Consider the following 12,865-nt stretch of genomic DNA (forward strand, 5'->3'; position numbering starts at 1 on the left):
GGTAAACCGGCAGCGCCAAACGTGATCGGGTCGTCACCTCATCGGCGCCTTGACCCGACCGGAAGCCATACCGCAACTTCTCATCCGCGTCGGCGAAGCCCCTGTCGTTGGCTCGATACCCCCGATTACCCGTGGCGGCAACTACCCGATGTTCTCACTTTTCACCGCATTACGTTCTAGCTGAGCGTCGGGGTGACCCGCACAGACCGCCGGGACGCGGCCGAGCGAAGTGGGGCCGACCGCAAGACCTATCCGATGCCCATCAGTCGGCGTCGAGGTGAAGCCGGTGATCGAGGATGTCGCGGGCAACGTCGGTGACGCCGCGGCCGCTCGCGTACGCATGAGCCCGCAGCCGGACCAGGGCCTCGGCCGGCTCAACCTCCAACTGGGCGACGAGCATCCCAGTGGCCTGGCTCACCTCCGCGCGACTTAGCGCGTTGAGATCTGCCCAGGCATTGCTATCGGGGTCGGTGACGGAGGCCTGCAGATCGGCGTCCAAAAGATCGAGGACCGGGATGCCGGCGAGCTCCGCGGCGGCGACGGCACCGCTCAAGTCCTGGCGCGGCAGTTGGCCTGGCCGCGCGCGGAAAAGGTCGAGGGCGCCTACGAATTCGCCGGCTACTACGATGGGTATCGCGTAGACGAATCTGATCTCGTAGTCCAGCATCGCGGGCCCATACGCGGGCCACCGAGCCTCATCGGGATCGGCGAGGTCTACGACCAGAATCGGGGTCCGCCCCGTGACAGCATCCAGGCAAGGTCCTTCGCCGAACGTGAACTGCAGATCGTCGTACCTGCGCGCGGGCTCGCCGCTGGATCCCAGGGTTCCGCTGTTCGCGCCGTCGAACACGAGCGAAATTGCCGCTGCGTCAACGTCGAGGAGAATCACGCAAGCCTCGCACAAACGGTCGGCGGCCTGCACTCCTCGCCACCCATCGACGGTGGCCATCAGCTCGTTGATCACCACATCTACTCGAATGACGATTGGGCAGCTGCGGAAGTGCCCGAGAGTCTACGCGACAATGTCATCTTTCGTACCTCTGACTAATTTTGGGGGATTTGACGAGCGCACGCCCAGTTGCCCTGCTCGCCGCTCTCCTGTTGTGACCCAACGCGTCGCACGTCGAATCGCCCCAAAAATCGATTTCTGATGTGTACGGGGCCGTGTCGACCCCATATTTTTCGCCAAGATGAGCCGATCGGGACTAATGCGCGGCGCTGACGCGGATGCGTTCGCAACATTTCAACAACTGATGGCGCGACTACCGTGGCTAGCGGTGCCATGATGCATACCGTGGCGACTGGGCGGGCGCGCTGCCATCCTGGAGTTGTGCGCCCGGCGAGTGTCGTTAAGGCAACAGGCCCGACATCCCCTAGGAGCACTGGGCAATACGAACTGGGCAGCGTTGCAAGGCCGCGTCAAGGCGATGGGAGCGACATTCTCCGAGTAAGCAGGCAGCGCCCGAACGCCGTCGCCGGACAAAGATGCTCGACCTGGACAACCGCGGACCCCGTACCTTAGCGGATCCTTTCGGGAATCGAATTGAGTGCGTGCAGGACATGTTCCGCCAATTCGGTTGCCGCTTTGTCTCCAAGCTTCGAATGCGACGTGATGGTGTCCTTGACCAGTTCGAGACGTCGGTCGTAGGGCGATTGGATGCTAGTTGGCGACGCCATCATGTTTTCCTTTTCAGTCGAGCATGTTCGCTCGTACCCGAGCTGCCCGCTGCTTACGACGTTACGCTACTTCTCGTCGTGGGGGGCGAGTACGGACATGGCTGTAGTCCGTTACGTTCCAGCGGAACTCAGCGGATCGACACCATTTGGTCGATCGAAGGTCTGGAAGCGCGTAGGGGGCATCCCTCGCTGCAAGTGACCGTCAGGCATCCAGGGCAGTAAGTAGGTCATCCAGCGGCACCATCACGGCACCGATCGCGCTGTCCCCGATGCCGTACGGCAACACCAGCGTTCGCGCATGCACCAGTCCGCCGCACGAGTAAAGGACATTTGGGACGTAACCGTCCTGCTCATCGGCAGCTGGACTCAGCAGCGGTTCGCGCAGCTGTTTGAGAATCTGTGTCGGATCTTCGAGGTCGAGCAACATCGCCCCGATGCGGTATGTGCGCATCGGACCGACGCCGTGGGTAAGGACCAGCCAACCCGCCTCGGTCTCGATGGGCGGACCACAGTTCCCCAGTTGCAACGCCTCCCACGCCCGAGCCGGTCGCTGGCAGGAAACCGAGTCCGTCCACTCGAACGGATGATCCGAATAAGCAACCGAATTCGACTCGCGGTCTGATCTGGACATGGCTGCGAAGCGTCCACGAATCCGCCGCGGAAATAGTGCCAGCCCCTTATTGGCAGCGGCGCGGCCCACCATCGGCGTGGAGATGAACGCACAGAAATCTTCTGTCGCTAAAAGCTGCTGGCTGATGTGGGATCCGCTGTAGGCGGTGTAGCTGGCATAGTACGTGACCGTGCCGTCGTCGTCGACGAAACGGACGAACCGTGCGTCCTCCATGCCGGCGCCCTCCGCGCTCGTCGCGGGCCACAAGACACGCTCGGAAAGCGGTACTTCATCGGCGAATTCGACGCCGTAGGTCCGTTCGGCAATGGCCCGAATCAGCGAAATTGTCTCGGCCGCATGGCCACGAGTCCTCCGGTGCTTCTCAAGTCTGTCGAGTTGTTGGCCGAGGTCGGCTCTGGTGAACTGGTCGCCGAGCGGACCGAGGACGTAGTCCGCGGCCTCGCCGGTACCGTGCAGCCGGCCCAGCTCACTGCGTATCACCGCACCGTCCAGAAGCGTCGGCACGAGGGTCCCAACGCTGGCGAGTGCAACCGCATCGTCGATCCTGACGTCACCGGCACCGTCGACGACGCCGGTCCGGAACCCGATAGACGACCGGTGCCCCTCCCCGATCCCCCGCACGCTCATGACGAATCGCAGGCTGCCGGCAGCGGTTCCCGACTGGTCCGGGTGCGCCACCATGCTGGGGTTGCACAACGCTGCGCCCTCAATCGCATATTCGCTGGTGAAAACCGCGCCTAACAACAGCATTCGCGCCTCGGAAAGATCGCCGGTGGGATCGAGGCGATCGGCGACTTCATGGGCGTGCCGGCGAAGTGTGCCGACCAGATCGCGGTGACGCCAGTCGAAGCGGGTGACGACGTCATCCAGCGACGCCCGCACCTCGTCCTCGTCGAGGGCCAGGATGCGACCCAGCACTGCATCCACGCGGGACTCCTGTTCCTCGAAACCCTCCTGTCCGGGCACGAACAGGCGCGTGATGACCCTGGATCGGTCGGCCATGAGCAGCTGCGGGCTGCGCCTGGCCAGCCCGGCACGAACCGAATTCATTGCGGCACAGTCGATGAACGTTGCGCGTGCTGCAACGTCGGGATCACCGCCAAGGTCGACTCCGCCCACCGGTTTCTGTTGACCGCGTAGGCACCCAGTCCGTCATATCCACCACCCGTATCCGGGTCCCACATCGGCATGCTCCCGTCCTTATCGCCCATGCGCAGGTCCGCGGCGGCCATGACGCCCGCAAGCGGAATCGGGTCGGCGCCGTCAGGAGTGTGTTCGGCGCGAGCGACTGCTCAGTGAGGCAGCAGCGGCTGGGCGGCTGGCCTCATTCCGGACTGGCTGGAATTCTCAGCATCGCTCACGCTACACCTCGCAGCTGCTTCTGACTCGGTGTTCGGGCTTCAGGTAACTGACCAGCCAAACGATTCGGGCGGTTCTTCATGCCACATGCTGGCGGTCTGGCAGATGCGTTCGGCAACCGCGTCGATCGACGTTCGGGCGGTGTCGCCGGCATGATCACCGCCTTGTGGAATCGGGAAGATGAATCGGCCGCTCTTTCCCCATTGCCAGACTGCGGAAAAATCTTCGCGGCTCAGGGGCCGAAAGATGACTTCGGTTCGCGCGCCCTGAAGCGCGACTTCGAGCCAAGTGGCGTACTCGACCCGCTCTCCAGAAATCAGGCGGGGCTCGTTGTAGACGTGAACCTCGCCTGCATCCTGAAGCCGGGCGCGGAGGGCCTCTGCGAGCGGTTGCAAAAGTTCCCGCTCAAATTCGTCTGCTTTGTCTTTCGTCATTCCCGCTCCTTCGCCGGCCGGTTGCCCACGATCTCAATCGTGTCACGTTCGTCCCGGTCCCCTCCGTCGTTGTGCAAAGGCGGCGCCTGCGATTCGCACCCAGACGGCCGCTACCGCAACTCGTCCTTTCTCACTGGCGCGCATAACGTGTGGTCCCAAAGCGGTCCCGACACGGTGTCCGACTCGCGTGGGTGGCTGCAAAAGCGAATGATCCCCTCGCTGGCTCAATCGCGCCAGCTACTGCCCTAAGTGGAGAGCGGCCAGCCGCTCAACGAGCCGCTGGTCGGTTAGTCAGCTACTCAGGGGTGCAGAGCGTTGACTGCTTCGCCGACGGAGGCGAACAGGTTATCCTCGCCGATCCGCGCAAGCAGGCCGCTTCGCGCCAAGCCGGCCCTGGCCGTTTTGTTGGTTCTTGCCATCGCGAAGGACACACCACCGTGGGCGAGTCGCTCGAGCATCTGCCGTAATGCGCGTGCTCCGGTGTAATCAAGATCAGTCATTCCCATCGCGTCGAGCACGACAAGCCGAAGTGAGTGACCTGCGCGGTCGGCGGCGGCGGCCAAGTCGGTCCTGAAACGACTCGCGTTGGCGTACCAGAGGGGTGTCGCGAACATCACCACGAGTACGCCGGGAACCTCGATGGCGTGCTCGGTGCCCTCGAGCGGGGCCCAACTGGTGGTCCCGGGGATGCGGCCCAGGACGTGCAGGTGCGGGCGGGCGGTGAGACGGGTGCGGTCGAGGATGGCCAACGCAACCGCGACTGTGATGCCCTGTTCGACGCCGACGAGCGCGACCGTGAGCAAGGCGATCAGTGCCAGTCCGAATTCGAAACGGTCGTAGCGGGCGATATCGAGGAGTTCGTGGACGTTCAAGATTCGGGTGGCGATGAAGATCAGAATCGCCGCCAGTGTCGCCAAGGGCAGGTCCTCGAGCAGCGCGACGGCGGGGATCAACAGCACGACGGCACCGGCAGCAGCCAGACCGGTCACCTGGGTCCGGCCCGAGGCCGAGACCACCGCGGCGGTTCGTGGTGGGCTTGCGTCCACGGGGAACGCGCCGACCAGGCCGGCGACGACATTGCCGGCACCGACGCCGAGGAAGTCCCGGTTGACGTCCACCTCGTATGCGCCCTGGTCGGCAAACGCGCGGGTCGTCGCCGCCGTCTGGCTGACGATGACCAGGGCGACGACGCCGGCGATCGGCGCGACCGCGACCAGGGCCGACCAGGACAGCCCGTGCAGCCCGAGGTGCGGCGCGCCGTGGGCCACCGCACCCAACACCATCACCCCGTGGGCGTGCAGTTTCAGCGCAGCGACGAGGATCGTCGAGCCGATCAACCCGACCAACGCCCCCGGGAGCCGGCGATCGAGCCGTTCGGCGACGACCACGATGATGAATACGCCTACCCCGATGCCCAGCGCCCACCCGTTGATCAAATGCAAGCCGCTGAGCGTGGCACCCAACCGGTGCAGCGTGCTGCCGCCGGCGCCGGGCAGGCCGAGCAGATCAGGTAGCTGGTGCACCACGATGATCACCGCGACGCCGCCCAGGAATCCGCTGATGATCGGCGCGGACAGAAATTCGGCGATCCACCCGAGCCGCAGGAGACCGACCAGGGCCACCACCAGACCGACCAGGACCGCGAGGATTCCGACCATCGCCACGTAATCCGGGGAGGTCGCCGACACCACGGCGGCGATGCCGACAGCGAATAGCGGGGCGATGGTGGAATCGGCGCCGACCGACATCTGCGGGTTTGATCCCAGCAGCGCGAACATCACGCTGCCGGCGACAAACGCGTAGAAGCCGGTGATCGGCGGCATACCGGCCAGCCGGGCTGTGGCTAGTTGCTCGGGCAACGCGATCGCCAGCAACGTCAGCGCCGCGACCAGGTCGCCGATCACCCACGACGAGCGGTAGCCGTGCAATGAGGACAACAGCAGCGACCGCGCCCCCAGCACGCGCCCCGCGAACCCTGCTGCCGACTGCATCGGCCCATCATCGCAACTCCGTCAGCCGCAGCGAGCCACGCCGCGCGGATGCGTCAGATCCGCGAGGCCACCGTCTTGGCCAAACGCTCGCTCGGATGACGGTATGGGCGCACACTTGAGGTGTCCCATCTGAAATTTGGGGGCTGCGATGAGCGAGCAACCGTACGACCTTCTCGGCGACATCTTCCAGCGGTACTTCAGACCCGCCATCGACGCGTATCCGCGAATGGGTGGCGGACTCGTCGAGAAATTACTCGCGCTGAGTGACGACGTCCCCGACAAATTGCGACAGACTCGCGGCGCCGCCATGGCATGGGGCAAGGCCGAGACCCCGACCGCCAGGATCACCTCGGAGCTTTTCGTGATCACCCAATACGGACTGCTCTATGCCGCCGAGTTGAGCGAGTCGCGCCGGGCGCTGTATTACCTGGCCACGCCGCCCGCATTGTTCGATCCTTTCGTCGATCAGGTCGACACCGCCGAACTGCGTGAGGGCGCGGTCGTCGTGGTGGACAGCCGGTGCGGCCGTGACCTCTCCTCCGCCCATCCGATGGACGCCGCGCTGCGCCGGATACTCGATGAGCACCTGGCGCTGCGGGTGGATCTGCCCGTGTGACTATTTCTTCTTGTTCTTCTTGGCCGGCCCCCGCGAGACGGGCAGGGCGAGGATGCTGTCATCGTTGGCGTGTGTTCGGAGCCGCGACGACGACGTCCATGACGAGTCCCCAACGATGCACGCGTGAGTGATGCTCGATGTTCCGGTCGTGTGCCAGCAAAGCGGTCGTGCTGATGGGGCGACACCCGCCCAACACCTGCGGCGCAATGCGCCAGATGCCGGTCCAGCCTTGCGATACAGCCCGTTCGAGCAGCCGCTCTCCGTAAGTGAGGCTGGCCAGGCAGAGCCGGCCATCGGCCTTCAGGATGCGCCGCAGATCGTCCAGCACGGCCCGTGCGTAGGCTTCGTCCAGCAGATCGAAGACGAAGGCTGACAGCACCCGGTCGGCGAAATCGTCGTCGGCGGGTAGCGGCAGTGAGCCGTCGACAAGCACCACCTTGGCCCGCTCGGCCCAGGCGGCCAGCCGGCGGGTGGCCAAATTGACCATCACCGGGCTGATGTCGACGCCGAGGTAGTTGACACTGGTGGGCAGCGCAGCCAGCAGGTTCGCAGCCAAACGGCCAGTGCCGCAGCCGAACTCGAAGATGGTCTGGTCCCCGGCGAGGGCCGACTCGGCCACGAGGCGGTTGATGGTCGCGTCCTCGTAAAAGGCCTGCCAATCCTGGACACGTCCGATCCGGTCGTAGACCCGACGCGCCTGGTTCAGCGTAAGCGCCACGGCTCCACGTTTACGACGACGGTGCGGCGGCGGGACCCTCGTTGCCCACCAACTCCTTCCTCGCCTCTGCCAGCTCCGCTTTGGCGGCAGCGTCCACCTGGGGATACTGCGGGTTGAGAGCCCGCAACGTCTCCAACAGCACCGCCGAAGTCGACACGTGGCTAAACCATTTGTGGTCGGCGGGGATCACGTGCCAGGGAGCCCAGACGGTGCTGGTGTGGCTGAGCATGTCCTGAAACGCCCGCTGGTAGTCGTCCCAGAACGCGCGCTCGCGCAGGTCCGCGACGGAGAACTTCCAGTTCTTCTCGGGTTCATCGATGCGCTCGAGGAACCGGCGCGCCTGTTCGTCCTTGGAGACGTTGAGAAACAGCTTGACGATGACGGTCCCGTTGTCGGTGAGGTAGCGCTCCCAGTCGTTGATGTCGCGATACCGCCGCTGCCAGATGTCCCCGGCGTCGAGTACCGCGGTGCGCGGCCATAACGTCTCGGGGTGCACGCGGGTGATCAATACGTTCTCGTAGTGGGACCGGTTGAACACCGCGATGCGACCCAGTTCCGGCAGCGACCTTTGGTGGCGCCAGAGGTAGTCATGTGCCTGCTCGGTCGCCGAGGGCGCCTTGAAGCTGTACACGTCGACGCCCTCGGGGTTGAGGCCGCTCATGACGTGCTTGATCGTGCCGTCCTTACCGGCCGCGTCGATCGCCTGAAGGATGATCAGCAGCGACCGGTCTGCCCGAGCGAAGAAGCGGTCCTGCAAATCCAGTAGCGCCGACTTCGCGTCAGCCAGCACCGCGGTGCCGTGGTCTTTTCGAAGCTGTTTGTCGTGGCGGTCGGGATGGAAGTCCTTGGCCAGGTTCACCTTGGACCCCGGCTCCACCCGGGTAGCCTCCGCCAGTCGTTTCCAGAGCGCCGACAACTTCGCCTCCTGGTTGTGCGCAACGATCACTGTCAGCCTCGCAGAAGGTCGCCTGCGGTTTGCCGCCACCATCGCCGTGGGTTACCCGCGCCCTGCACAGTACGGCGGGTAGTGCTCGCCGGCTTCGCCTTCAGTAGCGCCAATTGCGTTGTCCGCCTGGTGTCTTGAAGACCTCGCCGCGCCGACGACCAGCAGGCGCCCGAAGCGCCCGGGGTTGCGCGCGTAGTACGCGTCGATGCGTCGCCTATGCGTGGATGGGCCGGCCGCCGATTTTTCGGAAGGTCGCCTCGATGCCGAAGGACAATGCGACCATCGCGACCAAGACGCTGACGGCCACGAGGCTGCTCTTGGCGATGAGCGCGGCCAATGCCGCGACACACGCCATGGCGGCCACGACGGAGATCCACGGGGTTGATCCCCGCTTCCGCGCCGTGCGAGCACCGACAGCCCGAGGACGGCGAAGATACCGCCGCCGACCATGCCGCCGATGCCGATCGCGACCGCACCCCACAACCCGACCGGATGCGCTGCCGCTTGAATGCCGCCCTGATCCGAGCTTACGAACACCCACCGGCAGGGTGCGCGCGTTGCACCCGGGTTGCAGATGCCGTTATTGCGGGGCGTCCCAGCTCCAGTTGCGGATTTCGGGGTGGTCCTCGCCGTGGGTGTTGATGTAGAGGGTGTGTTCGACGAGTTTGTCGGCCATTGTCTGTTTGAGGTAGTCGCCTGTGGCGCCGAGGTGCGGGAGGCGGTCGATGACGTCGGTGACGAGGTGGTAGCGGTCCAGTTTGTTCTGTACCCGCATGTCGAAGGGGGTGGTGATGGTGCCTTCTTCGTTGTAGCCGCGCACGTGCAGGTTGGGGTTGGTTCGGCGGTAGGTGAGCCGGTGAATCAGGGTTGGGTAGCCGTGAAAGGCGAAGATGATGTGTTTGTCGGCGGTGAACAGGGCGTCGTAGTCGCGGTCGCTCAGACCGTGCGGGTGCTCACTGGCTGACTGCAATTTCATCAGGTCGACCACGTTGACCACGCGGACCTTCAACGCGGGCAGGTGTTCCCGCAAGATCCGCACCGCGGCGAGCACCTCCAGGGTGGGGGTGTCCCCACAGCAGCCCAGCACCACGTCGGGCTCGGCGCCGGAATCACTACCTGCCCATTCCCAGATACCGATGCCTTGGGTGCAGTGCACTTCTGCCTGCTCCATGCTCAGCCACTGCGGCATCGCGCGTTTTCCGGCGACGATCACGTTGACGTAGTGGCGGCTGCGCAGGCAATGGTCGGCGACCGAGAGCAGGCAGTTGGCATCCGGCGGCAGGTAGACCCGGACGATGTCGGCTTTCTTGTTCACGACGTGGTCGAGGAAACCGGGATCTTGGTGGGTGAAGCCGTTGTGGTCTTGCTGCCACACGTGGGAGGCCAGCAGGTAGTTCAGTGATGCGATGTCGCGGCGCCACGGGAGTTGCGCGGTGACCTTGAGCCATTTCGCGTGCTGGTTGAACATCGAGTCGACGATGTGGATGAACGCCTCATAGCAGTTGAACAGCCCATGCCGTCCGGTCAACAGATAGCCTTCGAGCCAACCTTGGCTTTGATGCTCACTGAGCATCGAATCCAGCACCCGCCCTTGTGGCGCGAGGAACTCGTCGCTGGCGACGGTGCGGGCCTCCCACTGCCGGTCGGTGGCCTCGAAAACCGCATCGAGCATGTTCGACACGGTTTCGTCGGGGCCGAAGAGTCGGAAGTTGCGCTGGTCCTGGTTGAGGCTGACCACGTCGCGCAGGAAGCCGCCCAGCACCCGGGTGTCTTCGGCCTCCACCGCGCCCGGTGCGGCCACGGCGACCGCGTGGGTGCGGTAATCGGGCATCCGCAGGTCGCGCAGCAGTCCCCCGCCGTTGGTGTGCGGGTTGGCGCCCATCCGCCGCTGGCCGCGAGGGGCGAGCGCTGCCAGGTCGGGCAACAGCCGCCCGGTCTGATCGAACAGCTCGGTGGGTTTGTAGCTGCGCATCCAGCTGTCGAGCAACTCGACGTGTCCAGGATGGTGCTCGTCGACGAGCAACGGCACCTGATGCGCACGAAACGTGCCCTCGATCTGCAGGCCGTCCACGACCTTGGGTCCGGTCCAGCCTTTCGGTGAGCGCAACACGATCATCGGCCAGCGCGGGCGGGTGGTCTGGCCATCGGTGCGCGCCCTGCGCTGGATCCCGTGGATGCCGGCGATGACGGTGTCGAGGACGGCGGCCATCAGTTCGTGCATGTCTTCGGGGTCATCACCCTCGACGTAGTGCGGTTCCCATCCGCAGCCGCGTAGGAACTGGTCCAGCTCCTCGCGTTCGATGCGGGCCAACACGGTGGGGTTGCTGATCTTGTAGCCGTTTAGATGCAGGATCGGCAGCACCGCCCCATCACCGACCGGGTTGAGGAACTTGGTGGAATGCCAGGCGGTGGCCAGCGGCCCCGTCTCGGCCTCGCCGTCCCCGATGACGCACGCCACGATCAGATCCGGATTGTCGAACGCGGCGCCGAACGCGTGACTCAGCGAGTAGCCCAGTTCCCCGCCTTCGTGGATCGACCCCGGAGTCGTCGGCGCGACGTGGCTGGAAATGCCTCCGGGAAAGGAGAATTGGGTGAACAGCTTCTTCATCCCGGACTCGTCGGGACTGACGTCGGGATAGATCTCGCTGTAGGAGCCCTCGAGGTAGGTGTTGGCGACCAGGGCCGGGCCGCCGTGGCCGGGGCCGGCGACGTAGAACATGTCCAAGTCGTAGGTGGTGATGACCCGGTTGAGGTGGACGTAGATGAAGTTTTGACCCGGCGTGGTCCCCCAATGGCCGACCACCAGCGGTTTCACATCCGAGAGCGCCAGAGGGCGCCTCAGCAACGGATTGTCGTACAGATAGATCTGGCCCACCGACAGGTAGTTCGCAGCCCGCCAATACGCGTCGATCCGATGGAGCAGTTCAGGTTCCAGTGTTCGGGTGCGCGTCACGGGGTGTCCCTTGCTCGAAACGTCGTTAATCCTTTGTCGATCGAGTTTGTGGTTCGTCTGTGTCATGCGCGGAGTCCGTGAGCAGCCGGACGAGCTGGCGCTCGTCCAGTGCAGTCCAACAGCCGCGGGCGGCGCGCCACTGATCTGGATCGTTCTCGGGGCCAAGGACCGCGGCGGCGGGGGTCGCGCGCTGATCCGGTGCGGCAACCGTCGTCGTCACCTGGGGCCGCACGTCGCGGAATATCAACCAGTAACCCCACCCGATCAACGGCATGAAAATCAGCGCGGCGATCACGGCCGGTGCCCCGCGGCGGGGGTTCCGTTGGCCACCGTTGCCGGGATGGGAATGGGTGGCTGTGGCTCTGGCCGGTCTGCTGCGCCGTTTTCCCGGGCCAGGAAGTTTCCGAGTTCGGCGATGGTCGACATCAACGGTGCCGGGAACACGACGGTGCTGTTCTTGTCGACACCGAGCTCGACCAGGGTCTGCAGATTACGTAACTGCAGCGCCAGCGGGTGGGCCATCATGGTGTCCGAGGCGTCGCCCAAGGCGGCAGCGGCCAGCGATTCACCCTCGGCAGCAATGATTTTCGCGCGCTTCTCCCGCTCCGCCTCCGCTTGGCGGGCCATCGCCCGCTTCATGCTGTCGGGCAGCTGGATGTCTTTGAGCTCCACCAGGGTGACTTGCACACCCCATTCGATGGTGGTGACGTCGAGGATCGCGCGGATGTCGAGGTTGATCTTGTCGGTCTCGGAAAGCGTCTCGTCCAAGGTGTGCTGGCCGACGACCTTGCGCAGCGTCGTTTGGGCGATCTGATCGATCGCGGAGTAGACGTTCTCGATCGCCACGACCGACTTCACTGCGTCGACGACCTTGAAGTAGGCCACCGCGGAGACGTCGACACTGACGTTGTCGCGGGTGATGATCCCCTGGGATTGGATAGGCATCGTTACGATGCGCAGCGAAATTCGGTGCAGCACATCGATTAACGGAATGATGAGCCGCAACCCGGGTTGGCGTTCTCCGATCACCCGGCCCAGCCGGAACAGTACGCCGTTCTCGTATTGTTTGACGATCCGCACCGCCATCGCCAGCACAAGGAGTGACAGGACGACCAGAACAACGACAACGACGCCCAGCGTTTTCATCGCCGTGCGCCTATCGGTGAGCCGTGCGTAGCGGTGCGCACGGCCACGTCATGCGCAGCCGTCGTTGTTCGGAGGTGTTGTGAGGGGGCCGACCGAGTGAAAAATAGCGGTGAAGCAGTCATGGTGATCCTGTGTGCAAACGATCACCGGCATGTAGGGGCCTCGGAGCCAATGCTCCTCAAGTTCTGCAGCGGACAGCTGAACTTGTCCCGAACCAGCTGAGATTCTCAGCACCTCCCACGCTACACCGGTGGGGACTAGCCCGCCGAATCTCGTTTGGGACGAGCCGTTTTGCAGCGCTCACGGCGTTGCTGGTGGTCGGCGGATTCAGGCGCGAGGTCGCCTTTCTCGGCCGCCGCCACCGGCACGAGGTTTAGAACTGCTAGCTGCGGCG

General features: G+C 64.6%; 12 protein-coding genes. 1 reads left to right on the top strand and 11 read right to left on the bottom strand.

What is annotated here, in order from left to right; all coding sequences use genetic code 11:
* Positions 1 to 262 precede the first annotated feature (262 nt).
* From BN971_RS04825 to BN971_RS04845, 5 genes are all read right to left on the bottom strand, one after another.
* Entirely contained in the window at positions 263 to 949 is a 687-nt protein-coding gene (locus BN971_RS04825; RefSeq protein WP_085181698.1) for a GAF and ANTAR domain-containing protein, read from the bottom strand.
* A gap of 569 nt (positions 950 to 1,518) precedes the next feature.
* Positions 1,519 to 1,680 carry a DUF6307 family protein gene (locus tag BN971_RS25585; protein ID WP_428978045.1) on the bottom strand — a complete coding sequence of 54 codons (162 nt, stop codon included), beginning with the start codon at positions 1,678 to 1,680 and terminating at the stop codon, positions 1,519 to 1,521.
* Between the two features lie 199 nt (positions 1,681 to 1,879).
* Positions 1,880 to 3,358, bottom strand: coding sequence for a glycoside hydrolase family 130 protein (locus tag BN971_RS04830; protein WP_085181554.1), 1,479 nt, complete (start codon positions 3,356 to 3,358; stop codon positions 1,880 to 1,882).
* A 350-nt stretch (positions 3,359 to 3,708) separates the two neighbouring features.
* On the bottom strand, positions 3,709 to 4,101 hold the full coding sequence (locus BN971_RS04840) for a hypothetical protein (protein WP_085181552.1): 393 nt from the start codon (positions 4,099 to 4,101) through the stop codon (positions 3,709 to 3,711).
* Between the two features lie 299 nt (positions 4,102 to 4,400).
* Positions 4,401 to 6,092 carry a SulP family inorganic anion transporter gene (locus BN971_RS04845; RefSeq protein ID WP_085181551.1) on the bottom strand — a complete coding sequence of 564 codons (1,692 nt, stop codon included), beginning with the start codon at positions 6,090 to 6,092 and terminating at the stop codon, positions 4,401 to 4,403.
* A 148-nt stretch (positions 6,093 to 6,240) separates the two neighbouring features.
* On the opposite strand from BN971_RS04845, the gene BN971_RS04850 reads away from it, so the two are divergent.
* The gene (locus BN971_RS04850) at positions 6,241 to 6,708 is read left to right on the top strand and encodes a glucose-6-phosphate dehydrogenase (protein ID WP_085181550.1); all 468 of its coding nucleotides are present in this window, start codon (positions 6,241 to 6,243) and stop codon (positions 6,706 to 6,708) included.
* 58 nt (positions 6,709 to 6,766) lie between these two features.
* On the opposite strand, the gene BN971_RS04855 is transcribed toward BN971_RS04850, so the two are convergent.
* The 6 genes from BN971_RS04855 to BN971_RS04875 form a co-directional block, all read right to left on the bottom strand.
* The gene (locus BN971_RS04855) at positions 6,767 to 7,426 is read right to left on the bottom strand and encodes a class I SAM-dependent methyltransferase (protein WP_085181549.1); all 660 of its coding nucleotides are present in this window, start codon (positions 7,424 to 7,426) and stop codon (positions 6,767 to 6,769) included.
* A gap of 10 nt (positions 7,427 to 7,436) precedes the next feature.
* The gene (locus tag BN971_RS04860; RefSeq protein ID WP_245836831.1) at positions 7,437 to 8,372 is read right to left on the bottom strand and encodes a polyphosphate kinase 2 family protein; all 936 of its coding nucleotides are present in this window, start codon (positions 8,370 to 8,372) and stop codon (positions 7,437 to 7,439) included.
* Between the two features lie 214 nt (positions 8,373 to 8,586).
* Positions 8,587 to 8,736 carry a hypothetical protein gene (locus BN971_RS24925; RefSeq protein ID WP_169718609.1) on the bottom strand — a complete coding sequence of 50 codons (150 nt, stop codon included), beginning with the start codon at positions 8,734 to 8,736 and terminating at the stop codon, positions 8,587 to 8,589.
* A 216-nt stretch (positions 8,737 to 8,952) separates the two neighbouring features.
* The gene (locus BN971_RS04870; protein ID WP_245836829.1) at positions 8,953 to 11,325 is read right to left on the bottom strand and encodes a phosphoketolase family protein; all 2,373 of its coding nucleotides are present in this window, start codon (positions 11,323 to 11,325) and stop codon (positions 8,953 to 8,955) included.
* A 25-nt stretch (positions 11,326 to 11,350) separates the two neighbouring features.
* On the bottom strand, positions 11,351 to 11,620 hold the full coding sequence (locus tag BN971_RS24465; RefSeq protein ID WP_139027042.1) for a hypothetical protein: 270 nt from the start codon (positions 11,618 to 11,620) through the stop codon (positions 11,351 to 11,353).
* Positions 11,617 to 12,471, bottom strand: a complete 855-nt coding sequence (locus BN971_RS04875; protein ID WP_085181546.1) for a slipin family protein — start codon at positions 12,469 to 12,471, stop codon at positions 11,617 to 11,619. The genes BN971_RS24465 and BN971_RS04875 overlap by 4 nt, the downstream gene beginning before the upstream one ends.
* Positions 12,472 to 12,865: the final 394 nt, after the last annotated feature.

The sequence above is a fragment of the Mycobacterium bohemicum DSM 44277 genome (genome assembly GCF_001053185.1).
GTDB lineage: Bacteria > Actinomycetota > Actinomycetes > Mycobacteriales > Mycobacteriaceae > Mycobacterium > Mycobacterium bohemicum.